General features: G+C 34.9%; 22 protein-coding genes and 1 tRNA gene. 11 read left to right on the top strand and 12 right to left on the bottom strand.

Going from position 1 to position 23,874, the window contains the following annotated elements; genetic code table 11:
* The first annotated feature begins 2 nt into the window (after nucleotides 1–2).
* From AC27G3_RS05240 to AC27G3_RS05225, 4 genes are all read left to right on the top strand, one after another.
* On the top strand, nucleotides 3–3,029 hold the full coding sequence (locus AC27G3_RS05240) for a type I restriction endonuclease subunit R (protein WP_487119484.1): 3,027 nt from the start codon (nucleotides 3–5) through the stop codon (nucleotides 3,027–3,029).
* Nucleotides 3,030–3,193: 164 nt separating this feature from the next.
* Complete coding sequence (locus AC27G3_RS05235) at nucleotides 3,194–5,737, top strand: N-6 DNA methylase (RefSeq protein ID WP_487119482.1); 2,544 nt, start codon at nucleotides 3,194–3,196, stop codon at nucleotides 5,735–5,737.
* 3 nt (nucleotides 5,738–5,740) lie between these two features.
* On the top strand, nucleotides 5,741–6,490 hold the full coding sequence (locus tag AC27G3_RS05230) for an HNH endonuclease family protein (RefSeq protein WP_487119480.1): 750 nt from the start codon (nucleotides 5,741–5,743) through the stop codon (nucleotides 6,488–6,490).
* A 332-nt stretch (nucleotides 6,491–6,822) separates the two neighbouring features.
* Nucleotides 6,823–8,064: a tyrosine-type recombinase/integrase gene (locus AC27G3_RS05225; RefSeq protein WP_487119478.1), complete on the top strand. Its 1,242-nt coding sequence runs from the start codon at nucleotides 6,823–6,825 to the stop codon at nucleotides 8,062–8,064.
* A gap of 78 nt (nucleotides 8,065–8,142) precedes the next feature.
* Here AC27G3_RS05225 and AC27G3_RS05220 read toward each other — a convergent pair whose 3' ends face one another.
* The 10 genes from AC27G3_RS05220 to AC27G3_RS05175 all read right to left on the bottom strand — a co-directional run bounded on the left by AC27G3_RS05220 (nucleotide 8,143) and on the right by AC27G3_RS05175 (nucleotide 18,330).
* Nucleotides 8,143–8,808 carry a thioredoxin domain-containing protein gene (locus AC27G3_RS05220; protein WP_487119476.1) on the bottom strand — a complete coding sequence of 222 codons (666 nt, stop codon included), beginning with the start codon at nucleotides 8,806–8,808 and terminating at the stop codon, nucleotides 8,143–8,145.
* A 210-nt stretch (nucleotides 8,809–9,018) separates the two neighbouring features.
* A complete protein-coding gene (locus AC27G3_RS05215) occupies nucleotides 9,019–9,222 on the bottom strand; it encodes a cold-shock protein (RefSeq protein WP_487119474.1) in 204 nt (67 codons plus the stop codon).
* A 102-nt stretch (nucleotides 9,223–9,324) separates the two neighbouring features.
* Nucleotides 9,325–10,308, bottom strand: a complete 984-nt coding sequence (locus tag AC27G3_RS05210; RefSeq protein WP_487119472.1) for a methylenetetrahydrofolate reductase — start codon at nucleotides 10,306–10,308, stop codon at nucleotides 9,325–9,327.
* A gap of 114 nt (nucleotides 10,309–10,422) precedes the next feature.
* Nucleotides 10,423–11,634, bottom strand: a complete 1,212-nt coding sequence (locus tag AC27G3_RS05205) for an EAL and HDOD domain-containing protein (protein WP_487119471.1) — start codon at nucleotides 11,632–11,634, stop codon at nucleotides 10,423–10,425.
* A 93-nt stretch (nucleotides 11,635–11,727) separates the two neighbouring features.
* The gene (locus AC27G3_RS05200; protein ID WP_487119469.1) at nucleotides 11,728–12,945 is read right to left on the bottom strand and encodes an alkaline phosphatase family protein; all 1,218 of its coding nucleotides are present in this window, start codon (nucleotides 12,943–12,945) and stop codon (nucleotides 11,728–11,730) included.
* A gap of 74 nt (nucleotides 12,946–13,019) precedes the next feature.
* Nucleotides 13,020–13,577 carry a phosphoribosyltransferase gene (locus AC27G3_RS05195; RefSeq protein WP_487119467.1) on the bottom strand — a complete coding sequence of 186 codons (558 nt, stop codon included), beginning with the start codon at nucleotides 13,575–13,577 and terminating at the stop codon, nucleotides 13,020–13,022.
* Nucleotides 13,578–13,700: 123 nt separating this feature from the next.
* The gene (locus AC27G3_RS05190) at nucleotides 13,701–14,720 is read right to left on the bottom strand and encodes a M20/M25/M40 family metallo-hydrolase (protein WP_487119465.1); all 1,020 of its coding nucleotides are present in this window, start codon (nucleotides 14,718–14,720) and stop codon (nucleotides 13,701–13,703) included.
* A complete protein-coding gene (locus AC27G3_RS05185) occupies nucleotides 14,710–15,882 on the bottom strand; it encodes a tetratricopeptide repeat protein (protein ID WP_487119463.1) in 1,173 nt (390 codons plus the stop codon). The genes AC27G3_RS05190 and AC27G3_RS05185 overlap by 11 nt, the downstream gene beginning before the upstream one ends.
* 134 nt (nucleotides 15,883–16,016) lie before the next feature.
* Nucleotides 16,017–17,867: a DUF885 domain-containing protein gene (locus AC27G3_RS05180; RefSeq protein ID WP_487119461.1), complete on the bottom strand. Its 1,851-nt coding sequence runs from the start codon at nucleotides 17,865–17,867 to the stop codon at nucleotides 16,017–16,019.
* 372 nt (nucleotides 17,868–18,239) lie between these two features.
* A tRNA-Ser gene (locus tag AC27G3_RS05175) sits at nucleotides 18,240–18,330 on the bottom strand.
* Between the two features lie 145 nt (nucleotides 18,331–18,475).
* Here AC27G3_RS05175 and AC27G3_RS05170 point away from each other — a divergent pair.
* From AC27G3_RS05170 to AC27G3_RS05145, 6 genes are all read left to right on the top strand, one after another.
* Nucleotides 18,476–19,072 carry a DNA-3-methyladenine glycosylase I gene (locus AC27G3_RS05170; RefSeq protein WP_487119459.1) on the top strand — a complete coding sequence of 199 codons (597 nt, stop codon included), beginning with the start codon at nucleotides 18,476–18,478 and terminating at the stop codon, nucleotides 19,070–19,072.
* A 131-nt stretch (nucleotides 19,073–19,203) separates the two neighbouring features.
* Nucleotides 19,204–19,866, top strand: coding sequence for a Bax inhibitor-1/YccA family protein (locus AC27G3_RS05165; RefSeq protein ID WP_487119458.1), 663 nt, complete (start codon nucleotides 19,204–19,206; stop codon nucleotides 19,864–19,866).
* Between the two features lie 91 nt (nucleotides 19,867–19,957).
* Nucleotides 19,958–20,323: a sulfurtransferase complex subunit TusD gene (tusD, locus tag AC27G3_RS05160; RefSeq protein ID WP_487119456.1), complete on the top strand. Its 366-nt coding sequence runs from the start codon at nucleotides 19,958–19,960 to the stop codon at nucleotides 20,321–20,323.
* The gene (gene tusC, locus AC27G3_RS05155) at nucleotides 20,320–20,688 is read left to right on the top strand and encodes a sulfurtransferase complex subunit TusC (protein WP_487119454.1); all 369 of its coding nucleotides are present in this window, start codon (nucleotides 20,320–20,322) and stop codon (nucleotides 20,686–20,688) included. Before tusD ends, tusC begins: the two co-directional genes overlap by 4 nt.
* Before the next feature lie 9 nt (nucleotides 20,689–20,697).
* A complete protein-coding gene (gene tusB, locus AC27G3_RS05150; protein WP_487119452.1) occupies nucleotides 20,698–20,976 on the top strand; it encodes a sulfurtransferase complex subunit TusB in 279 nt (92 codons plus the stop codon).
* Complete coding sequence (locus tag AC27G3_RS05145) at nucleotides 20,973–21,299, top strand: TusE/DsrC/DsvC family sulfur relay protein (protein WP_487119450.1); 327 nt, start codon at nucleotides 20,973–20,975, stop codon at nucleotides 21,297–21,299. The genes tusB and AC27G3_RS05145 overlap by 4 nt, the downstream gene beginning before the upstream one ends.
* Nucleotides 21,300–21,336: 37 nt before the next feature.
* Here AC27G3_RS05145 and AC27G3_RS05140 read toward each other — a convergent pair whose 3' ends face one another.
* Both AC27G3_RS05140 and aroG read right to left on the bottom strand, forming a co-directional pair.
* Nucleotides 21,337–21,531, bottom strand: coding sequence for a hypothetical protein (locus AC27G3_RS05140; RefSeq protein ID WP_487119448.1), 195 nt, complete (start codon nucleotides 21,529–21,531; stop codon nucleotides 21,337–21,339).
* 200 nt (nucleotides 21,532–21,731) lie between these two features.
* Nucleotides 21,732–22,784 carry a 3-deoxy-7-phosphoheptulonate synthase AroG gene (gene aroG, locus AC27G3_RS05135; RefSeq protein ID WP_487119446.1) on the bottom strand — a complete coding sequence of 351 codons (1,053 nt, stop codon included), beginning with the start codon at nucleotides 22,782–22,784 and terminating at the stop codon, nucleotides 21,732–21,734.
* Between the two features lie 292 nt (nucleotides 22,785–23,076).
* Here aroG and deoD point away from each other — a divergent pair, with 292 nt between their 5' ends.
* Entirely contained in the window at nucleotides 23,077–23,781 is a 705-nt protein-coding gene (gene deoD, locus AC27G3_RS05130) for a purine-nucleoside phosphorylase (RefSeq protein WP_487119444.1), read from the top strand.
* The last annotated feature ends 93 nt before the right edge of the window (nucleotides 23,782–23,874 follow it).

Here is a 23,874-nt window from a genome sequence, read left to right as displayed (position 1 = left end):
TTATGGTTAGCCAAACAAATGAACAAGCTTTAGAAGCAGCAATTGAAAAGCACTTAACAGGTACGTGTTTAGAGGATTTAAAAGCCGGTGTGAAGGAAGCGGCACCTGCCTATAACAATGCTCTGTATAAGCTTGGCTATCCTGCTGACTTTGATATGCATTACGCTATAGATACCAACTACTTTTGGCAGTTTCTACAAAACACCCAAGAGCAAGAGCTAGAAAAGCTTAAGAAAAATAGTCCCAATGATTGGGAGCGTAAAGTGCTTGAGCGTTTTGATAGACTGATCAAAAAACATGGTATTTTGCATTTGCTTAAAAAAGGCTTAAGTGTAGAAGATGCGCATTTAAACCTGATGTACCCAGCACCACTCGCAAGCAGTAGCGATTCTGTTAAGCAAAATTTTAATGCCAATATTTTCAGCTCAACGCGTCAATTAAGGTATTCAAAAACTAATCCGTTACAAGAAATTGATATGGTGCTGTTTATTAACGGTATTCCGCTGATAACACTAGAGCTGAAAAATGCATGGACCGGCCAAAATGCTCGTTATCATGGTCAAAAGCAGTATCGCAATGATAGAGATACTTCTCAGTCATTATTGCAGTTTGGTCGTTGCTTAGTGCATATGGCGGTTGATACTGACGAAGTGTATATGACCACAAAGTTGGCCGGGAAAAGCACCTTTTTTTTACCGTTTAACAAAGGTAATAATCATGGTCAGGGTAATCCACCTAACATGTATGGTCACAAGACAAGTTACCTGTGGGAAGAGGTTTTCAGCAAAGCTAGTCTAGCCAATATTATTCAGCACTTTGTGCGTTTAGATGGTAGTAGTAAAGATGATTTGAAGAAACGCACCTTATTCTTTCCTCGTTATCATCAAATGAACGTTGTTCGTAATTTAATTAATCACGCTGCAACTAATGGTGTTGGCCACACTTATTTAATTCAGCACTCTGCTGGTTCTGGTAAGTCAAACTCTATCACTTGGGCTGCCTATCAGTTAATAGAAACGTATCCAGTTAGTCCTGATATTCAAGGTAGCAAAGGTATAGAGCAACCGTTATTTGACTCAGTTATTGTAGTTACTGATAGACGATTACTTGATAAACAACTTAGGGATAACATTAAAGAGTTCTCTGAAGTTAAGAATATTGTTGCCCCTGCATTTAAATCATCTGAGCTTAAATCAGCCTTGGAAAATGGTAAGAAAATTATCATTACCACTATTCAAAAGTTCCCATTCATTATTGATGGCATTAGTGATTTAAGTGATAAACGTTTTGCGGTAATTATTGATGAAGCGCATAGCTCTCAGTCAGGCTCTGCACACGACAATATGAACAGAGCCATGGGTAAAACTGAAGTAGAAGAAGCTGAAGATGCGCAAGATAAAGTACTGCAAGCGATGCGCTCACGCAAGATGCGAGGTAATGCTTCATATTTAGCTTTTACTGCAACGCCTAAAAACAGCACTTTAGAAAAGTTTGGTCAAAAACAAGAAGACGGTAGTTTTAAGCCATTTCATTTATATTCAATGAAACAAGCCATTGAAGAAGGCTTTATTCTTGATGTTATTGCCAATTACACCACCTATAAAAGTTATTACGAGATAGAAAAGTCGATTCAAGACAATCCTGAATTTGATACTAAGAAGGCACAAAAACGCTTACGTGCTTACGTTGAAACCAGCCAACAGACCATAGACACCAAAGCTGAAATTATGCTTGAGCATTTTATTCCGCATGTGGTTAACGCCAAAAAGCTACGTGGTAAAGGCAAAGGTATGGTTGTTACGCAAAATATTGTTACTGCTATTCGCTATTACAAAGCATTAAAGCGAGTGATAGAAGCACAAGGTAGCCCATTTAAAATAGCGATAGCATTTTCTGGCACCAAAGAAGTTGATGGTATTGAATATACTGAAGCCGAAATGAACGGCTTTGCAGAGAGTGAAACTAAAGATAAGTTTGACACTGATGAGTACCGTTTGTTGGTTGTTGCTAATAAATACCTAACGGGCTTTGATCAGCCAAAACTCTGTTCTATGTACGTAGATAAAAAGTTAGCGAGCGTGCTTTGTGTGCAAACATTATCTCGCTTAAACCGTTCAGCACCTAAGCTAGGGAAAAAGACTGAGGATTTATTTGTACTTGATTTCTTTAATAGTGTAGATGAAATAAAAACGGCATTTGACCCATTTTATACTTCAACTACTTTATCTGAAGCAACTGATGTAAATGTATTACATGAGCTAAAAGATGCGATGGATGATATTGGCGTTTATGAATGGTACGAAGTTGACGATTTTGTTAAGCGCTACTTTGATAATGAAGATGCACAAACCTTAAGCCCAATAATTGATACTGCGGCAAATCGATTTAATTTTGAATTAGAACTAGAAGATGACGATAAAGTCGATTTTAAGATCAAAGCTAAACAATTTGTGAAAATTTATGGGCAAATGGCTTCAATCATGCCTTATGAAATTGTTGCGTGGGAAAAACTATTTTGGTTCCTTAAGTTCTTAATTCCAAAGTTAATCGTTAAAGATCCTGATTCAGAAAAGCTTGATGCATTATTAGATTCCGTTGATTTAAGCTCTTACGGCTTACAGCGTGTAAAACTAAACTACGGCATTGGCTTAAATGATGATGAAACTGAATTAGATCCACAAAACCCGAATCCTCGCGGTGCTCATGGCGGTGATGATGAAAAAGATCCATTAGACGAGATAATCAAAAATTTTAACGAAAGATGGTTTCAAGGCTGGAGTGCAACACCTGAAGAGCAAAAAGTTAAGTTTATAAACATTGCCGAAAGTGTGAAAAGTCACCCTGATTTTGAAGCGAAATACCAAAACAACCCTGATCCCCATAACCGAGAGCTAGCATTTGAAAAAATGCTTAAAGAAGTGATGCTAGCAAGACGTAAAGATGAACTAGAGCTGTATAAGTTATTCGCTGGAGACAGTGCTTTTAAAGCTTCGTGGACGCAAAGTATGCAGCGTTCGGTTGGTTTATAAAGCAGAGCGGTTAATAATATTTCGACATTTAACAGACTGGAAAAACACCACCAACGGTGAACGTGAAGAACAAAGTTCATGGAACAAAGAATCACTTAAATAGAAATTACATAAAGACCAAGTGCTGCTCGACATGGCGTATGGTTATATCAAGGATATTATTAATGCAGTATTCAGAAAAAGAGTTAGAAATAGCTAGAGTTCAAGCTAAAGAAATTTGGAAGCTTATTGATTACATCAGAGGGGCGTCACCTATTGCTGATTTTAGATCATTAGCATATTCATTATTATTTATAAGGTATATGCAAGCAAAAACAGGCCAGCATTTTGATGCACCTAGATTTTATGGTTTCTCTGAGATAGCTAGTTACATCTCTATGTTGACAGACGCATGTGTAGATCTTGAATTATTTGATGCTCAATTAGCAGGGCAGTTGAGTAGCCATATTGAAAGAGTTTTACTCTACAATCAAAATATAGAGGAAGAAAACGTTAGATGGGCAGTTAATGGTGGCTTTAATAATGATAATCATGCAATAGTAGATTTAACGCTTTCTGTTTTAAATAACTTATTTTCAGAAAATGAAACTAAATCAGGAAGTGAGTTTTATACACCTAATGATATTAACAAGCTTGTGGCTACGTTAGCTTTAGATTTTTCGCCATTTTCTGTTTGTGATCCCTTTGCTGGAAGTGGTAATACCGTCTTTTCTTTCTATGACAATTTACCTCAAAGTTATCAAAATGACGTATCAATTGATACGCAAGAAATGAATCAAGATGCTCATTTTCAGGTACAAATAACACGTATTATAAAAGGTATTCGTGGCTTCGATTTTCTTGGCGACTCTTTATCAAAACCTGAGTATTCGGCTAATAAATATGACTTAATAGCTTCTTTTCCGCCTTTTGGATTAAAAATACCTAAAGATATTAGAAACGATATAATTCATAAAGAATCACATCCGTTTCTCTACTTAGCTGACATCCTTCCTAATAGCAGAAGTGATTGGTTTGTGACCCTTTCCATGCTTTCTTCTTTAAAACTAGAGGGTAAATTAATTTGTGGTATGACTTTAGGTGCATTTACTAGAGGGGGGGCTGAATCATCGGTTCGAGAGTCTCTAATAACGAAAAATATGATTGAAACTGTTATTTTGCTACCTAAAGGAATTCATTACTCAACAACAGCATCCACAGTTATTGTTGTTATGAATACAGGAGGACAACCTAGCATTGATACAAAATCAATTCGCTTTGTTGATGCTTCTTTATTTTATGAACCAAAGCGTGGAAGAAATTTACTTTCCCAAGATAATATTAAGGGCATTGTTGATTCCTGTAGACAAGATGGACGATTTAGTCATTCTGCTAGTTTTGAGGAAATTAAAGAAAAAGACTTCAACTTAGATCCAACCCTTTATGTAAATAAAACAATAAAGATAAATAAGCTAACTCTGAGAAACTTTAGAGGTTACAAAGAATTTAACCTATCAATTAATAATAAATTAACTGTGCTAGTTGGTGAAAATGGTGCTGGTAAAACAAGCCTACTTGAAGCCATAGCTTGTGGTTTAGGGCCATTTTTAACAGCAATGCCCGATGCAAAAGGTAAGCTCATTCGTAGCACTGATATTCATGTCAGTTCAAAAGGTGTTGCTGATTCAGCACAAGTTTCTATAGACACAGCATCAAGTTTAAGTTGGGACTTAGCTACAAAAGGAGCGAATAAAAATAGTATTGCGAAGGTTGGTACAGCGGCACTTTCTGATTATGCTAGACAGATAGTAGAGCTAGATGAAGAATATCCTCTAATTGCTTATTACGGAACAAATAGGACACTATCTGCCAATACAGGGAAAGTACTTATAAATCCATTTGAAAAAGAAGCTCGTGGTGACGGCTATGACTCTGCTTTAGACGCTAAAATTAATTACAACGTTATAAAAAATTGGTTCTCCAAGATTGAAGTTGATGAACTAAAATTGCGTGATGAACAAAAGAATCACAAGTTAATTCATCCAGCTAAACAATTAATTCAGACTACTGTTAAAGCAATTGTAGAGAGAACCGAAAACGTTTCTTTTAATAAAAACACAAATGATGTTGTTGTATCTTGGAAAAATGAAGAAGACAAAACGATTTCACTGAGTTTAGAGCAGTTGAGTGAAGGCTATAGAAATATGGTGGCTTTGACCATTGATCTAGTTAGAAGAGCATACTTGCTTAATCCGAAAAGTGAAAATCCACTAAATGTTAGCGGTATAGTTTTGATAGATGAAATTGAACTACATCTTCATCCAAGGTGGCAACAAAAAGTACTCACCGATTTAACTAACTTATTTAAAAATATACAATTCATTGTCACAACACACAGTCCACAAATATTAACAACAGTAAAAGGTGAAGCAATTCGTGTTGTTTCAAGCACATTTGAACAGGCTGAACTTGTATCTTCTCCTTTTGGTGGTGAAAGTAACAGAGTTCTCTTACAAGTGTTAGGTGTTGAAGCTAGACCAAAAACTATAGTTTCTGAGCTACTAGCTAGATACTTTGCCTTAATTGAAGATGGTAAAGGCGAGGGCGAAGATGCCCTAGAATTAAGGAAACGGCTCAATGAACTAACAGATTCTACTGAGCCAAAACTCGATGAAGCAGATCTTGCGATTAAGCGAGTTAAATGGATGAAATCAAGAAATAAGCAATAAAATATGCCTTTATATAATGTAGATGAACCTAGGGAGCTCATTGATTTCACCTCTGAAACCCCTTTAGCAACTTGGAACGAGTTGAAAGCTAATAGTGATGTTAATAACTCAGTTAAACGGGCCGCTTTTATAAAAACAGGTGGCTTATGTATTTATTGTGAACATAAACTGATACCAAAACTAGACTACCAAATTGAACATTTTCATCCTAAATTAGGTAATGACAACTCAGAATTTGGTGATGGTGTTCCTAACAGAGCAATTGAATGGCTGAACCTTTTTCCAGGCTGTTTAGGTGGTACAGCGAGAAAAAGTGATTTTACATCAGAGGTTGATCATTTAGAAAGAACAGGTGCTAATAAAAAAAACAAATCTGCATTAACCTGTGGTCAACGTAAAAAAGATAAGCCCGTAGAAAATAATTTTATTTCTCCAGAGCTATTATCTAATGACCGTTCTATATTTAAATTTAATGGTTCAGATGGTTCTATATCAGTTGACGAACAAGCATGCGAAGCTTTAGGAATTGATGTTGAGCTAGCAGGTAAACATACCCAGGAACTGAATTTAGATAGCAAACGTCTTAGAGGCATACGAGAAAAGTTCAGTTCCATTTTGGAATCAGAATTTAATAAGGCTTTCGAATTTGATCAAGGTGATATAGAAACTTTAATTAAGGAGTGGTTAGCCCTAGATGATCAAGGTATTCATCAGCATCCTTTTTATTCTTTGATTGTTTCAAAGTATTCATAATCTCAAGTAACGCTACGTGAAAACTGCGAGTAAAAATATATACAAAAATAAATTTCATGCACGTAGCGTTACGAAAAATAGGATCTAGTTGTTAACTTGCAAACAGTAAGATGTCAGTAAGCTAAAACACAAAATAGACCAATTAATTCAATAAGATAATTTCCCAGTGAAAGCTGGATCCGATCTAGTTCTTAATTTGGATTAACAGTAATCACAGGAACAACATCCCTATAATTCACATAGCTCACTATGTCCAATACTGTTAAGTATTGGACATAGTGTAATTGGCGTTATACACTAGCTTAACTGTATCTATATTGGTTTAATTTGAAATGTCCTTAACTACACCTGTTCCTTTATATCCGTCATATCTCGACTTGCTAGAGTTTGACTTTGAAGACTATCCAGAGCTTGAGCGCTTATTTGAATCAAATCCTAATTGGTGGCTTGAACACTTTCACTGGGGAAAATCTTTTCTTGAATATACAGGAAGAAATAAATCTGTTCATACCTATGATAGATTCAGAAATGAAATTGAACGATTTCTACTTTGGTCGTTTATTGAAAAGCAAACGCCTATTAACCAATTACGTAAAACTGATATTTTAGAATACGCTGACTTTTGCTGGCAACCACCAATCACTTGGATCGGTACATCTAATCAAGAGCGCTTTAAATTGTCTAATGGTTACTCGTCAGCAAACGAATTTTGGGCTCCTTATAAAATCCAAATACCAAAAAGTCAAAAACTCGAAGGAAGTATTGATAAGAAAAAATATCGTCCTTCACAGCAAACATTAAAATCTACTTTTACCGCGCTTTCTGTATTTTATAACTACTTAATGGCTGATGAACTTTGTCTTGGTAATCCCGCTACTATTGCCAGAAAAGATTGTCGCCATTTTATAACCGATTCACAGGTTAAAGAAATAAAACGATTAACCTCCGCACAATGGCAATATGTATTAGATACAGCGGTTGATATGGCAGACGAAAATTCAAATCATGAACGTAATTTATTCGTGATTGCTATTTTAAAGACATTGTTTTTAAGGATTTCAGAGCTTTCAGAGCGGTCAAATTGGTCACCCATTATGGGACATTTCTGGCAAGATGAAGATGAAAATTGGTGGTTAAAAGTCTTTGGTAAAGGCAGAAAATTGCGAGATATTACAGTACCCATCGATTTTTTACCTTTTCTAGAGCGCTATCGTTTATCTCGTGGCTTATCTGGTCTGCCTTTAACCAGTGAGAACACTGTATTAGTAGAAAAAATACGAGGTCAAGGCGGTATGACCTCAAGAAACTTGAGACGTTTAGTACAAACGGTCTTCGATCAAGCTTATGAAAACATGAGAAATAGAGAAACAGCTAACAAAGCATTAAAACTTAAAGAAGCTTCTTCTCACTGGTTGCGTCATACTGGTGCGAGTATGGAGATTGAGCGTGGCCGAGCGCTTAAAGATGTATCTGAAGATCTCGGGCATGCGAGTATGGCAACAACTGATACGGTTTACGTACAAAGTGAGAATAAACAACGTGCGGCAAGTGGTAGAAACAGAAAGGTAGATTAAGATTAATTACACACTTTTAATTTCATAAATAAAAAGGGCTTGTAATAACATACAAGCCCCCTATTCATTGTTCTATTGCTATTTTTTAGCGAGTAAGTATTTCACTAAATCAAAATAGTCACCATGAGATTTAGTTATTAAGTATTTACCATTTACAACAATACCCGGCACGCTTGTCATTTTGTTGTCTGCCATTTCTTTTAGGTTTTCTTTTAACTGAGCTAAAATACTTTCACTACTACCTGCTACTTCAAGAAAAGCACCTTTATCGATATTGTTCTTTTTGAAAAATTGATTAAACTTTTCTTCTGTCATGCCTTGCATATATAAGCCAAAGAATTCATCAAAGTGTTGGCTGTTGTTAGTTTCTTCTAACGCATAATAAAGCCTAGCATCCATTACCCATCTTTCACCAAGCACAGCATGTTTGCGTATAAAGCCTACTTCAGGATTGTTTGCTTTAAACTCGTTTAACGGCTTTTCTAATTTTTGACAATGGCCGCAACTTAACCAAAAGTACTCAACTAAAAATGGCGGCTCTAGATCACCAACATTAATGTTACTAACAACACGGTAATCGACACCCTCTTTATAGTTTGTTTGATTATCGATTTGGCTTACTACTTCTTTAACATCCTCTGAAGGTGAAGGCGATTTTACTTCTTTTATAGAATCATTACTTTCAGAACAACCTAGGGTTGTTAACATAAGGATTGCGATAGAAAGGCGAGAAATTTTTATCATTAGAACTCAACATTTGAAATAATTTAAATCAAAGGCTTATATAACATGTAATATTTAGATAGTCACGTTATCTAGGCGTTTTAACTAGCTGAGTGCATTAAGAGAGATGAAAAAGCAAAAGTGTATTCAGTTATAAATGGTTTAGGCCTTAATAATTCATGGTAAGATCTCACCAGTTATCGATTATTAAGGCCTTATAATTTTTTAAAACTATAGTGCGACCACGTTAGTTGCACAAGGCCCCTTTTGACCTTGACCTTCTTCGAATTGAACTTTTTGTCCATCTTCTAAAGTCGCATAACCTGATGTTTGAATTTCTGAATGGTGTACAAATAGGTCTTTGCCACCACTATCAGGTGTTATAAAGCCAAAACCTTTGTCTGCGTTAAACCATTTTACTGTACCTGTAGTCATTTTAATTCCTTCATTATTAAGTGTTTAGTGCAAAAAATATTCTAAATGGCGAAAAGGCAATGTGCAATAACTTTTTTAATTACACTTTATTCAAGTAAACGCTCAGTTTGATTGAGCTTTTAACATTTCTAATTCGTGTTTGGCTAAATAGGTATCCATGGTTGAACGTAAAAGCTTATACAGTAAAATTGAGCCATTAATTTCTTCTTTACGGTTAGTTAAGCTTTCAATGTTTAAGCCCAAAGGCAAGTTATAGCTGACCACCGCATCAAGAATTTGATTTAAACTATTACAACAAATACGAATCGATTCATGTAAAGGGTTACTTGCGTTTAAAATTCTTAAACTAGTTGCTTCGGGTACACTAACGCCTAACCATTCGATAAAGTTAAGTGTTTTATCACTCCCACAAGGTGAAAATGTTAGAATAATACGTTGGGGTTTTAGTGAGCGTTTTTGGCATTCTATCGCATAACGCGTTAATATATCGATAGTTTCTTGAGGGTTATAAATAGCTTGAGAGATAAAGAAATTACAACCTTGTTCGTGTTTTTCAATTAAACGTTCGTGCTCATTACCTTTTTTAGCGTGTCGCTCTGCGATAGTAACGCCGCCAATAAAGAAATTATTTTCGTTTTCAACTGTCGTTTTATAAGCATCTGCTAAAGGCAATTTAACTTGGTTTTTAATAGAGGGACTGCCAACTAATACTAATTCTTTTACACCGTAATCATGCCACGCTTCGTTCAACCATTGATCAAATGAGCTAGCATCAGTTTGACCTACACTTTTATATGTAATAACCGGACGCGATGTTTTTTTATTTAATAAGGCAGAATAATGACGAGGATCGTGTGTCGATTTAAAAGGAAATGGCCTTGGTACACTGGTTCGAGAGTCTTCATTTTGAATATCGTAAACAATTAAGCCATCAATGGCGATATCTTTGATTCTATCGACTAACTTATCAGCAATTAATTCTACATCTTCGAGCGAAGTGTCAACTTTAGGCGGTGTTGTGCCTATAAAATAAACACCACGGGTATTATCGTTATATCGAGCTCTTAATTCAGATTCAGTTTTCATTATTCTTACGCGTATTGAGTTATTTTTACAGTTTACCTTAAATTTTACCTTAAGTTATAGGCAATACATAAAATGATATCGCCTAATACATAATAATTTAATTTAACCGCTTTTTTAATTCAACAGCTCGGTACACCAATGACTTGCAGAAACAAATTCTTGTTGTAAAACACCCGCATCTAGAGAAAAACTATCAATACGATGAGTTAAATTATCTCCTCTGCCCGTGATGTATTTGGTGGTTAGATCGAGCAAGTCTCCTAATAAACCGTCATGACTGACTAAAGCATTTTGAATCGGCATTGCTAATGGCATAGTTTTCATGATTTCTTCCATCGGCATATTCAGCATAACTTCTATGGCACTTAATAAACCGGTAATAAAAGCAAAGCTATGAACTTCTTTAAATACTTGTTCCTTAGATAACTCTGCCATTAATTTACCAGTAATGAGTGCTTGTTTTGAAAGCTCGTCGGTACTTTCAGTGGTTAAATTTGATAAAGCTAAAATTGAAACAAATTGCCGTAATTTATCTTCACCCAAATAAGCTGCAGCTTGTTTTAAAGAGGTTATTTCTATTTTGGTACCAGTAGCGACGTTATTGACCATTTTAAGTAAACTAAAAGTTAAATTAACATCATGACTGATAATGTCGGCAATATTATCAAAATCTAATGGGTAATTGAAAGTTTCACTGAGAAGGTTCAGCATTTGCACTTTAATAGGCGTTAGTGTTTTCCCTGTTATCACTTCCGGCTCGTGATAAAAAAATCCCTGGTAATAGTCGAACCCCACTTCCACTAACGATTGTTGTTGATATTTAGTTTCAACTTTTTCAGCGATTAGTTTTATGCCATACGGTTTTATTTTCATTACTACGGGCACTAAACGTTTGGTATTTATTTTTTCTACATCTATCTTAAGCGCATATAAATAAGGAATTAGACTATCCCAATGCTCATTAAGATCGTACTCAGTTAACGCTATTTTATACCCCTTTTCAAAGTAGTATTTAATAATTTTGAGTAAGCGTTCAGTCGGTTTTTTAATGCCTATTAATTCAATCACAATTGAATCTTTATCAAAAATTAATGGATATTTTTGAGTTAAACCATTTTCAGTAAAATTAATATAAGACACTTTATCCATACTAATTTTTTGTATATCACCATGAAGGTGGTTTTGAATAATTAGCTTAGAGCTGGCTATATCAAGATCTATCTCAGGGAAACAATTTTCAGGACTATTTCTAAACAATAATTCGTAGCCTACAGTATTCGATTTGTTATCGAATATGGCCTGTCTGGCGATATAGGTATTTTGCATTTAGTTGTCATAACCTTTTCTTATTGAACAATATTTAACATAGCTTATACCTAAGATAAGAAGCTAGTTTTGTATTTATAATAACATCTTAATTTAATGATTATTGATATTAATAATCGATTCTAATACTTTTATATTTCCATCTATTTGGCTATTAGGCTTAATCCCTAGCAATTTAGCCAGCAAAGGGTAAATATGGATATTTTCGAAGGCGTTAATCGTTTGTGGTGCAATAAAGTCAGGTCCCGCAGCAATAAATATTGCAGCTAGTTCTTTGTCATTTAAAGGATCAAAGCCATGACTTGCAACGGTTCTCCTTTTTGACGATGTGAAATAAAAAGGTTGTATAGCTTCAACAATTAAGTCAGGAATTGCTGGTGAATCACCTGTTAAATGCCAAGATTGTGGAAAATGTTTTTTACGATAAACTTTAAATTTTTTATCCAAGCCATTATTAGCTGATAATTGAGAATGAGCGTTTTTAATAAGCGCGTCACTATCACTATAAATAAGTAACTGTGTTTGGCCATTAACTACGGTTAACTTGTCGTCTTCTTCTAATAAACTTACAATTTTTATAGGAGATTTTGTCAGAGGGACCATCCCATGATCAGACACTATAACGATATTAACATCTTGATTTATTTCATTATTAATACGAGAAACTAATAAACCTATTAATTGATCAACTTCTTTAACCGCTAATGCAACTTGTTTGGAATTTGGCCCATGCTCATGACCTGCACTGTCAACTGTTGAGAAGTAGCTGATCAATAATTGAGGACGCTCTTCACTCGGCAGCTTTAGCCAATTAATAAGTTGATTAACTCGGGTTATATTAGGGGTGTTGTGCTGATATGGATAATAATATGTAGGTAGCGTTTCAGAAATTGTTGCTTCTGATTCAGGCCAAAAGTAAACTGCGGCTCTTAATCCTTGAAGCTCAGCAACCGTCCATATTGGTTGAGCTGTTAGCCATGACGAGTCATCTTTACCAGCCCCTAAATAATAAGATTTATTTAAATCGGGACGATAAAAACGATTATGAACAATTCCATGTTTCGCAGGATATACGCCCGTAACAATAGATAAATGGTTAGGAAATGTTTTGCTTGGATAAACAGGTGTAAGTGCTTGAGCCCGAACACCATTCTTTGCTAGTGACAATAAGTTTGGTGGCTGGTATTTTTCAAGGTAAGTATTAGAAAACCCATCAATAGATAATAATATCAATGGGTTTTTAACATTCGCCATAACTGAAAATTGAATTAACGTTAAAAAAACTACAATATTTATTTTTTTATATGACATAAATGATAACCAAATATCACCATTCCCATGGTTAGCACAGTTAAGGTGATTGCTGAGAATTTAAAAATACTGTATCAAACTAATAAGTCTTTAATATTAACTAAGTCTTTTTTTCCTTCAATTATTTCATCAGGAGTTAACCCCGATAACTCGTGCGGAAAAACTAACCATTCGCTTGATTCATGAATATAATAATCAGGCACTAATGAAACTTTTGAATTTTGTGGTTTATACCAAGGACAAGCTATCCGTACATCTTTAGGCATGTTTTTTCTGCTGAGTAACTTTATTTGCTTTATTAATGCATCAATACTTCTACCAGAATCGAATACATCATCAACGATTAATAACCCATCATCAGCATTAGCATTTTCTATAATGTAATGCAGTCCATGTACTTTAATTTCTTTACTTTGTTGGTTAATACCGTAGTACGAAGAGGTTCTAACGGCGATATGATCGGTTTCAACTTTTTTAAAGTCAAAATACTCTTGCACGGCGATACCAATTGGTGCTCCACCTCGCCAAATACCAACAATAAATTGAGGTCTAAAACCATCTTCAAATACTTTTGCTGCTAGTCTAAAAGAATCTTCAAGTAGCTCTTGGGCTGTGATGAAACGTTTTTCCATTGTTGGATAACCTTAATAGTAAATTTAATAATAAAACGTTGTATTCCAATGCAAGATTTAAAATACAGAACACTTAGTATAACGGGAATTTAAATTTTATGTTTAACAAAATTGACCAGTTGGTCATAAATAGTGATCTAATAACCGAATATGACGGTATATTGCTTGGGTTGCCAAAAGGTAGAATTGTTGATTTATATTTTCAAACGTATCATCACTGGTATGATAGTTTTCATGAGTGCCTACACCAAAGTAAATAAAAGGTATTTTTTTTCGGTTAAATGCCCCATGGTCACTTGCGACTAGCCATTTAACTTTTTTTCTAACCAAACTACCATGAGTATCTGTGTCTCTAAACCCTTTTTTGATACTCAAATTGGCATGACTAAATAAGTCTTCTTGTATTTGTGAGTAAATGGGATCTTCAATAATAGAGTCGACTCCTTTACTTATAAAGTGCAATGATTTGGTTTTTTTAGCACCTGCGATCATATCTAAATTTATATTTAACTTTATATTAGGCACTATAGCCGTAAAGTCATTTAAAAAAGCTTTGGCACCTAATAAATTCGACTCTTCTGCGTCAGTAAATAAAAATATTACGCTATAGCGTAATGGATTTTCTGAGATAATTTTTGCCATGTTAAGCAATGCAGCAGTACCAGAGGCGTTGTCGTCAGCACCATTATAAATTAACCGCCCTGTACTGCCTAAGTGATCAAAATGAGCACTTAATACTATGTACTTATCGCTAAAATGACTCCCTTTCACTAGCGCTACTAAATTTTGTCCGTTAACCGTTTTCGTTAAAGATTGGTGAGTAAAACTATGTCGATAACTTCCTTTATCATTAGCTTTTGTATTACTAGTTTTCTGACGACTAGCTAATGTGAGCGTATTAAAGGAAGCTAATTTTGATTCAATGAAATATCTTGCTTTTAAGTTACCCAAAGTTCCTGTTTTGCGCCCTTCAAATTCATCAGAAGATAAAGTTTTAAAATCTGCTAATAATAAAGTCGCATTTATTTCATCATGAATATTATCAGGGTATATTAGCTTGTACTTAGGCGCTTTATTAGTACTGCATGCCGTAATGATTAACAAAAATATTGTACTTAATGTTCTTTGTCTTCTAATTCTCAATAGCGGCATCTTTTAAATAGTTTAATTTAGCAATATACAAGCGATTAGTTCCTCTACTGTTATTATGTAAAATGGCACGTTCAATCGATTCTTGGGCAAGTCTAATTTCATTCATCTTAGAATAGACTTTAGCTAGTCCAAAATAAAACTCATGAACATTGCGATTTAATTTAATAGCCTTTTTATAATAGCGTAAAGCATCGGCATTATTACCGCTATAAAATGCGTCGTCGGCGAGTAACGCATAATAGTACGGGTTTTTTCTACGAATCGTTTGTAACTTATCTTTTATACTCGTCGCTTCTTCAAAATTTTGTTCTTGGAATAATAAAATGGATAAGTTCTCTAACGCCGTTAAGTTTTCATCATTTAAATCTACAGCATAACGGTAAGTTAACTCTGCCTCTTCAATTTGATTAGTTAACTTATATAATACCCCTAAATTACCCCATGTTTGTGAAAAATAAGGAGCAACATCAACCGATGTTTTAAAATATTGATAGGCCTTTGCGTAGTTTTTTTTAATAAGAGCCTGAGCGCCTTTATTATTGTAAAACATTGCTAGAACGATTTTTTTATCGATAACCGCCCTTTTAAATGTAGATTTACTTGCCAGAGGATCAAAGTCTATTTGAAAACCGTCACTGCCAAAGTTATAAGATTTACCATGATCTTGTTTTTGTTTAACTAATAAATTTACATGCCCGGTTAAAAAATTATATCGTCCATTTCTAACCCAGTACTCGGGGGTATTAATTTGTTGAAAACTCACGGCTAAGTTCGCTTCTTTAGCAAGTGAGTAAGCGAGTATAGTGAGTGATAAACAATTAGCTTGTTGATTATGAAAAGCTTGCCTTGCAGTAACATTGGCATTTCTTGCATAAGTTAATGAAATGTTTTCTGAATTAAATATAAACTTAAGCAGCTTTAATGCACGTCTTTTAATGTTTTGTTCAGGCGTTAATTTTTGAGCAACCATTAACTTCATCTCATCATCTAAAGCAAAAATCTCATCTTCAGATTCAACAGTAAAATTTTGATAACCAGGAAATTTTTCATCTAATAATGGTGGCTCAATTGTGGAACCATGAAGTGACGAAGGCGACGATTGGCAGCCTGAAACAATTACCGCAAAGCATATAATAAAAATGTTAGCTTTCATGATATGACCTCTATTAAGAAGAGTTATCTATAAGCTTAGTACGAAATTGCTCGTTTGTATTGTTTTAAAAAAAATAAAGCCACTTAGGATAAGTGGCTTTAATATTATTTTATATCTACTGTCCTGATATCTACTTAGCTTTTAGATTGAATATATTCATCAACAAAGTCTTCAAGTACATTTAAAGGCACAGGACCGTTTTTAAGAATAATATCGTGATATTCGCGTATATCAAACTTATCACCTAGTGCATCTTTCGCTTTTTCACGAAGCTCAACAATTTTAAGCATACCAATTTTGTATGCTGTCGCTTGAGAAGGCATCACTATGTGGCGTTCAACCATTTTAACTGCATCAGATTTTGCATTAGGGGTATTAGTTACATAGTACTCAATCCCCTGCTCGCGCGTCCATTTTTTAGTGTGAATACCTGTATCTACTACTAAACGACAAGCGCGCCATAGTTCCATAGCCAAACGACCAAAATCAGAATAAGGGTCTTGGTATAAACCAATTTCTTTCGGGATCATTTCGCTGTATAAACCCCAGCCCTCTGTATGAGCAGTATAGCCGCCAAACTTTCTGAACATTGGCATATCTTCCAGCTCTTGTTTAATAGCCATTTGCATATGATGGCCAGGAATACCTTCATGGTAAGCAAGTGCTGCCATTTGATAGGTTGGCATTGCTTCCATGTCGTATAAATTAGCGTAGTAAATACCAGGGCGAGAGCCGTCTGGCGCTGGCGATTGATAAAAGGCTTTACCTGCCGACTTCTCTCTAAAAGCTTCAACCGCTTTTACTTTTAATTCAGCTTTAGGTTTAGTTAAAAATAAAGTATCTAAACGGCCTTTCATATCATCAATAAGTGCCACAGCTTCACTTAAATAACGCGCTTTTCCTTCTTCGTTATCTGCATAATAAAACTGCTTGTCGTTGCGCATAAATTCCATAAAGGCATTCAAGTCGCCTTCAAAACCCACTTTATCTTTTATTACACGCATTTCATCATGAATACGTTTTACTTCACTTAAACCAATTTCATGAATTTCATTGGCTGTTAGATCTGTAGTTGTAGTACGTTTTAATGCATTGTTAAAATAAGCTTCACCTTCTGGGAATTTCCATGCACCATCACGATCATCAGCTTTTGTTTCTAAATAAGTAAGATAAGTAATTAGGTTATCGTAACCCGGCTTTAAATGGGTTGTTAAAGCTGTTTCTACTTCTTTTATTAAGGCAGACTTTTTAGCATCATCAATCGTCAATTCATTTACTTTACGAGTAAAATCAGCTAATACAGTACTAGCATCGCCATCATCAAAAGGAGCACCAGTAATAATATTGTTAGAGTCTCGAATAACATGCTCAAACACAAACTTAGGTACAATGATCCCAAGCTCTTCTCTAAGCTTAAGATTATCCACTAACTGGTTTAATAGCTTTTCAGTGCCATTTACGCGTGAAATATAATCTTGTGCTTCTTTTTCATTACTGATGGAGTGCTGGTTAATTAAAAAAGCAGGTATTTGAGAGTGTAAACCAAACATTTGATTTACAGGGTAACTATGAAAGCGCCATTTATGATCAGCAATCTCGTTTTCTAAACTTTGTATATATAAAGTACGGCTAATTTTAGCTTGTGCGTCTAACTTGCTTTCATCAATCGCTTTCACGGTCGCAAGATCTTTTTTAGTGATAGCAAGTTCTTTTAAAGTATTTGCTTCTGAAATATCGTCCCACTTATCGTAATCATCTTTTATACCTAAATAAGTTTGGTACATTGGACTACGCATTACAGCAGCTTTATAAAGCTCATCGAACTTTTTATTTGCTTGTTCTGTAGCATCTACTGCTACTGGAGCAACCTCACTTTCAGGCTGAACTTTTAAAGTGTTAACAGTAGTAGACTCTGGCGATTGATCACAAGCGGTGATAATAAACGTTGATGAAATAGCAATAGCTAATAAGGATTTTTTAATCATGTTATCTATTTATTGTTGAAAAAAAGTAATTGTTTTTCCCATACTGCTGTTAAAAGCGCAAGACTTTAGAGATTAATGGGGGAATATTTAAGATGAAACTTGTAAAGAATGCATGACGATAGCGACAACTTGTGGCGATGAGATAGAGATTTGAACTCTACGTCGAAGGTGTTGCGCTACAAACCTTTAATATTATTAAGTGTCAGAAAGCAAGAAGGCGCTAACCTTTCGATTAGCGCCTTCTTTAAATGTAGCGGTGAGATAGAGCTTTGAACTCTATGTCGAAGGTGTTGTGCTACAAACCCTTAAAAATATTTATCGCGTTTATTAAAGCAAAAAGCCCGTTACTTTCGCAACGGGCTTTTCTAAATGTGGCGGTGAGATAGAGATTTGAACTCTAGGAGGGCTACAAACCCTCGCCGGTTTTCAAGACCGGTGCTTTCGACCACTCAGCCATCTCACCATAGATGTCTAAACAAATGCTTGCTTGAAGACGGAGCGAATATTAAAGTGTCGAAAAACACTTGTAAAGACTTTATTAACTAAAAGTGTTTGATTGCTAAAATTTTAATCACTTTGATGCCAATTCAAACAAAGGTATAGATAAAATGGATAAAAGCACAATTTGTAGGTGCACTTGGTTAGATACAACAAAACCTGATTATGTTAAATACCATGATGAAGAATGGGGAATCCCCGTTTATGATGATCAAAAATTATTTGAATATTTAACCTTAGAATCTGCTCAAGCTGGATTAAGTTGGTATACCATTTTAAAGCGTCGTGATGGTTACAGAAAAGCTTTTGCCAATTTTAATGTTGATATGGTTGCCACTTTTGGACAACAAGAAGTTGATACTTTAATGCTTAACCCAAGCATAATTAGGAACCGAAAGAAGATAGAAGCGGCTATTAATAATGCTCAGCGATTTCAGGAAATACAGCAAGAATTTGGCAGCTTTAGCGATTATATGTGGTCATTTGTAGACCACAAAACTATTGTTAATACCTTTGCTGATTCAGATATCGCACCTGCTACTAGCAAAGAGTCTGATCTTTGGTGTAAAGATTTAAAGAAAAGAGGTTTTAAATTTGTTGGCTCAACAATATGTTACGCACATATGCAAGCATGCGGTATGGTTAACGACCACAACTTAACTTGTTACAAAAGAAAACAAATTATTAATCAATTTCAACAAGATTAGCCATGGCTATTTAAAAATCACCATGCCATAATATGTCACAAGGGTTGATTTTTCATTGCTCAATTAATACAGTTGAAATTGAGGTTTTAACCCCCATCTAATATATATAATTAGTTTTATAAGGAAGATTTATGCAATCTAATATGAGTTTAAATGCTGCTAGTCAGAGTTCAGCAATTGAAATCAACAAGGTATTAAAAAATACGTATATGTTGTTATCAATGACCTTGGTTTTCAGTACTGTTACCGCTGTAATTTCTATGGCCATGGGTTTATCTCACATGATGGCGTTAGTCATGATGTTAGGCGCATTTGGCGTAATGTTTATTGTAAATAAGCAAGCAGAAAAAAGTAGCGGTATTTTATGGATATTTGCTTTTACTGGTTTAATGGGAGCTTCTTTAGGCCCAATGTTAAGCTATTACGCAGCAATTGATCCTTCTTTAATTATGCAAGCTTTAGGCGGAACAGCGCTGATTTTCTTCGCATTGTCAGGTTATGCTTTAACAAGTAAAAAAGACTTCTCATTTATGGGTGGCTTTTTAATGGTAGGCTTAATCGTTGTTATCGTTGCAGGTATTGCAAATTTATTTTTCCAAATCCCAGCACTTTCTTTAGCCGGTAGTGCAGCCATTATTATGATAATGTCAGGGTTAATATTATTTGATACCAGTCGTATAATCCATGGCGGTGAACGTAACTACATTCGTGCCACTATGTCTTTATATTTAAATGTTTATAATATTTTCACTAGCTTATTACACCTTTTAGGCGCATTTGGTGGTGATGACTAAATCAGTTAATAATTGATTTACAATAGTTAAATTATTTATAATAAAAGCCTCGCTCAGCGAGGCTTTTTTATTTCAGTTACAGGAAACTAACGTGTCAACACTTGCCATTATGGTTACAACGCCGCCTTTTAGTAATTTAACCGTTACTGCTATCGACTATATAAAAACAGCCATCAATACCGGTATTGAAATTACAGGTGTCTTTTTCTATCAAGAAGGTGTGACCAATGCGAATAAACAAGTCTCTATTGCTAGTGATGAATTCCAAGCCATTAATCACTGGCAAGAGCTACATGATAAATATGATTTAAAACTTCACCTTTGTTATACCGCTGCTGAAAAAAGAGGTATGAATGATGAAAATTCAAAAGACTTACTGCATGATTTTTTCATTGTTTCAGGTTTAGGCGAACTCGTTGAATTAACGACACAAGCCGATCGTGTGGTGCAATTATGAGTAATCAAAAATCTGTTGCCATTATTAATTCAAAGGCCCCCTTTTCATCTTCAAATGGGCAAGACTCGCTAGATGTTGCGATGGTTTTTGGCTCTTATGAACAAACCATCAGCCTATTTTTTCATGGTGATGGTGTTTATCAATTAATTGATGATCAACAAGCTGAGTTGATTAATAAAAAAGATTACCTTAAAACATTCTCTGCGCTAGAATTTTACGATATTGAAAAAATTTACGTCTGCCAAACTTCACTACAAGAAAGAGGCTTAACTCAAAGCCGTTTTCACCTTGATAATGTAGTTACGCTTGATAAAACTGACTTTAGTGATGAACTCCATCAACATGATGCAATTTTTAGGTTTTAGGAGCCATTTATGTCCATACTCAATTTAATACGTAAATCAGCTTTTGAGTCTAATGATTTTCAACAATGTATTAATACTTGTCATGCCAATGATCTAATTGTGTTAATGGATGACGGTTGTTACAACCTGAGCCATCCGCTTTTAGCTAAAGTAACCTGTAAAGTAAATGTGGTAGCACCTCATGCCAATGCACGATCAATGACGGCAAAAAATGATGAACAATTTATTAGCATGGAGCAACTTGTTAAGTTGACCTTTAACTACAAAAGCGTGGTAACTTGGCAATGATTTTTAATAATCAAGAAGTATTAACGGATAAGCAAGGTTACTTGCTCGACTTTACTCAATGGGATGCTAATTTAGGTGCATTTATGGCGAGTGAAGATAATGTTGAATTAAGCGCTGAGCATTGGGAAGTTATTAATTTTGTTCGAGAGTTTTATCTAACTTTTAATACCTCTCCAGCCATAAGAGCTTTAACTAAAGCCATGAAAGCAGAGTTTGGGGAAGAAAAAGCAAGCAGCCGTTATTTATTTAGGTTATTCCCAGATGGTCCCGCAAAACAAGCGACAAAATATGCGGGACTGCCTAGACCAAAACGCTGCTTATAACGTTTATTCGTTAAATTTTCAGTTGTATAACTAAAATTTATACTTTGATATTTACATTGTGACCGCTATTACCAACAGGCAAAGCGACAGCATTAAGATTCGCAGAATCAATTAACTTAAGTGCCATTTCACCTTCTAGCTCTTGTTGATCTTTAGATAATTTAGCCGTTTTTAATGCATGACCTGTGGTAATTTCACTCACTGCGTTGTCATTATTTAATGTTAAAGACATAAAACCTCTCTTAAGGACTTCGTTCTAATTATTTAACGCTAACTTAACCATAAAGTATAGCTAAACAGGTTATCGGCTTAAAATGCGTTAGCTTTAATATTTATTGACGAACGTATGTTTATAAGAAAGAAAAAAGGCACATTATACCAATGTGCCTTTTAACAATAGATAATTAATCTGTCTTAACTATTTTATAAAAACTAAGATCTTCTTGCACTTACAGCATCATTAAGTTGAGCTAACAACTTTTCTGTATCAGCCCAACCAATACATGCATCCGTTAAGCTTTGACCATAAACTTTAGCTTCACCATCAACCATATCTTGGCGACCTTCAACTAAATGGCTCTCTACCATAACACCAGCAATATCATGGTTACCGTTGGCAATTTGCGCGCTCACATCGGTTGATACTAACATTTGGTTTTCGAATTTTTTATTGCTATTGGCATGGCTAAAATCAATCATAATTTTGGTGTTAAGCGAAGAGTCTGTAAGCTGCTCAGTTACTTCTTTTACTGAATCAGCATCAAAATTTGTTGTTCTACCACCACGTAAAATAATATGGCAGTCTGGATTACCTGTTGTTTCAACAATTGCTGAGTGACCTAACTTAGTCACAGATAAAAAATGATGAGGAGCACTAGCAGCACCAATCGCATCAATAGCAATTTTAATGGTTCCGTCTGTGCCATTTTTAAAGCCAACAGGGCAAGACAAGCCAGAAGCTAATTCGCGGTGAACCTGGCTTTCAGTAGTACGAGCGCCAATTGCTCCCCAACACATAAAGTCACCCATATACTGAGGTGTTATCATATCTAAAAATTCACCTGCGGTAGGTAAACCTAAGTCATTAAGATCAAGTAACAGCTTACGACCAATTCTTAAACCATCGTTAAGCTGGAAAGTATTGTCCATATAAGGGTCATTAATCAGTCCTTTCCAGCCCACCGTTGTTCTAGGCTTTTCAAAATATACGCGCATTACAATTTCAAGAGTGTCTGCGTATTTTTCTCTTAATTTAACTAAGCGCTCACCGTACTCTAATGCAGATTTTGGATCATGAATAGAACAAGGGCCAATTACCACTAATAAACGATCGTCTTTACCGTTAAATATATTGTGGATAGCTTCCCTACCCTCAAAAACCGATTTAGATGCTTTTTGTGTGGCTGGAAATCGTTCGAGTAATGCAATTGGAGGCAATAACTCTTTGATTTGATTAATTCGTACATCATCGGTTTGGTAAAACATAGTATTTCTCATTTATTCTGTATTTTAAATTCTTTATTTACGTCTAGACACCTAGAAGCTAATCCCACAGCCAATTTACCAATGTTATTGTTTCAATACCAACACTAAGTTAGAAAATATCGATATATTCAATAATTTTTATATTTTTCATTAATTTTTTAGTATTTTTGAGTAATAATAGTAATGTACAACCTTCAGTAAAACATCCTTGCTAGTCATCTTATGTCGTTAATAAATGAGCTAGAAACTTACTGAGATAAACCAATTCAATTACATAAAAAAGGTGATTCTCATGGCAACAGCTCATATCAGTGCAGAACTCGGCGATTTCGCTAAAACGGTGTTAATGCCGGGCGATCCATTAAGAGCAAAATTTATTGCGGACAACTTTTTAGACAATGCAAAATGTGTCACTAAAGTTAGAAATATGTTCGGTTATACCGGCACTTATAAAGGTAAAGAAATTTCAGTAATGGGCTCAGGTATGGGCGTTCCTTCTATTTCAATTTATGCAACCGAGTTGTATAAAGATTTTGGTGTTGAAGAAATAATCCGTATTGGTTCCTGTGGCGCTGTTCGTGATGATATTAAAATTAGAGATATTATTATTGGAATGGCTGCAAGTACAGATTCTAATGTAAACCGTCAACGATTAAACGGCTGCGATTTCGCTGCATGTGCAGATTTTAGTTTATTACAAAAAGTAGTAAATACCGCAGCAAATAAAAATTTAAAACTTCATGTAGGTAATATTTTTACTGCCGATTTATTTTATACACCTAATGTTGAAATGTTCGCTCAAATGGAAAAATATGGAATTTTAGCAGTAGAAATGGAAGCAGCTGGTCTTTACGGGGTTGCTGCCGAATACGGTAAAAAAGCATTGTCGGTGTTTACTGTAAGCGATCATATTAAAACAGGTGAGCAAACTACAGCACAAGAACGTGAAAACACCTTTAAAGAAATGATGGAATTAACATTAGACAGTATTGTATAAAACGCTAATTTAACAATGTTAAATAAAAAGGGCTAACTGATAAGTTAGCCCTTTTAGCTTAGTATTTCTCAACACTAAAATTTATCAACACTA

This window comes from Colwellia sp. SU-HH01217 (assembly GCF_057543495.1).
Note: the sequence above shows the minus strand (reverse complement) of the source record. Positions and strands in the feature narration are given on the sequence as shown.

Bases quoted from the DNA above. Each gene is read 5' to 3' on its own strand.
- AC27G3_RS05140 (WP_487119448.1), bottom strand. From the start codon at position 21,531: ATGTCTTTAACATTAAATAATGACAACGCAGTGAGTGAAATTACCACA.
- AC27G3_RS05205 (WP_487119471.1), bottom strand. From the start codon at position 11,634: ATGCAAAATACCTATATCGCCAGACAGGCCATATTCGATAACAAATCG.
- AC27G3_RS05240 (WP_487119484.1), top strand. From the start codon at position 3: ATGGTTAGCCAAACAAATGAACAAGCTTTAGAAGCAGCAATTGAAAAG.
- AC27G3_RS05210 (WP_487119472.1), bottom strand. From the start codon at position 10,308: ATGAAAACTGAATCTGAATTAAGAGCTCGATATAACGATAATACCCGT.
- AC27G3_RS05170 (WP_487119459.1), top strand. From the start codon at position 18,476: ATGGATAAAAGCACAATTTGTAGGTGCACTTGGTTAGATACAACAAAA.
- AC27G3_RS05180 (WP_487119461.1), bottom strand. From the start codon at position 17,867: ATGATTAAAAAATCCTTATTAGCTATTGCTATTTCATCAACGTTTATT.
- AC27G3_RS05230 (WP_487119480.1), top strand. From the start codon at position 5,741: ATGCCTTTATATAATGTAGATGAACCTAGGGAGCTCATTGATTTCACC.
- deoD (WP_487119444.1), top strand. From the start codon at position 23,077: ATGGCAACAGCTCATATCAGTGCAGAACTCGGCGATTTCGCTAAAACG.
- aroG (WP_487119446.1), bottom strand. From the start codon at position 22,784: ATGTTTTACCAAACCGATGATGTACGAATTAATCAAATCAAAGAGTTA.
- AC27G3_RS05165 (WP_487119458.1), top strand. From the start codon at position 19,204: ATGCAATCTAATATGAGTTTAAATGCTGCTAGTCAGAGTTCAGCAATT.
- tusB (WP_487119452.1), top strand. From the start codon at position 20,698: ATGTCCATACTCAATTTAATACGTAAATCAGCTTTTGAGTCTAATGAT.
- tusC (WP_487119454.1), top strand. From the start codon at position 20,320: ATGAGTAATCAAAAATCTGTTGCCATTATTAATTCAAAGGCCCCCTTT.
- AC27G3_RS05195 (WP_487119467.1), bottom strand. From the start codon at position 13,577: ATGGAAAAACGTTTCATCACAGCCCAAGAGCTACTTGAAGATTCTTTT.
- AC27G3_RS05235 (WP_487119482.1), top strand. From the start codon at position 3,194: ATGCAGTATTCAGAAAAAGAGTTAGAAATAGCTAGAGTTCAAGCTAAA.
- AC27G3_RS05185 (WP_487119463.1), bottom strand. From the start codon at position 15,882: ATGAAAGCTAACATTTTTATTATATGCTTTGCGGTAATTGTTTCAGGC.
- AC27G3_RS05215 (WP_487119474.1), bottom strand. From the start codon at position 9,222: ATGACTACAGGTACAGTAAAATGGTTTAACGCAGACAAAGGTTTTGGC.
- AC27G3_RS05145 (WP_487119450.1), top strand. From the start codon at position 20,973: ATGATTTTTAATAATCAAGAAGTATTAACGGATAAGCAAGGTTACTTG.
- AC27G3_RS05225 (WP_487119478.1), top strand. From the start codon at position 6,823: ATGTCCTTAACTACACCTGTTCCTTTATATCCGTCATATCTCGACTTG.
- AC27G3_RS05220 (WP_487119476.1), bottom strand. From the start codon at position 8,808: ATGATAAAAATTTCTCGCCTTTCTATCGCAATCCTTATGTTAACAACC.
- AC27G3_RS05200 (WP_487119469.1), bottom strand. From the start codon at position 12,945: ATGTCATATAAAAAAATAAATATTGTAGTTTTTTTAACGTTAATTCAA.